The sequence below is a fragment of the Ignatzschineria sp. PL_is040 genome, assembly GCF_055813795.1.
In genome coordinates this window covers 1-223 of record NZ_JBVPGU010000071.1, presented here as the reverse complement: position 1 = coordinate 223, position 223 = coordinate 1, and the positions used below count along the sequence as shown (strand labels likewise).

1 rRNA gene is annotated in these 223 nt (G+C 49.3%); it reads right to left on the bottom strand.

The window, feature by feature from the left end:
- Positions 1-133: 133 nt before the first annotated feature.
- Positions 134-223: ribosomal RNA gene (locus tag AC0SAP_RS10465) — 16S ribosomal RNA — on the bottom strand; the annotation flags it as partial.

The window sequence follows — 223 nt, the reverse complement described above, 5'->3', positions numbered from 1 at the left end:
CTCGAACTACCGACCCCACGCTTATCAAGCGTGTGCTCTAACCAACTGAGCTATAGGCCCAGATACTAGGTATTACTTCTTTTATCTTAAATAAGTTTCTATGGAAGCTCGCACTTGTTGCGCTCTGCTCTTTAAAGGAGGTGATCCAGCCGCAGGTTCCCCTACGGCTACCTTGTTACGACTTCACCCCAGTCATCGACCACTCCGTGGTAAGCGCCCATTT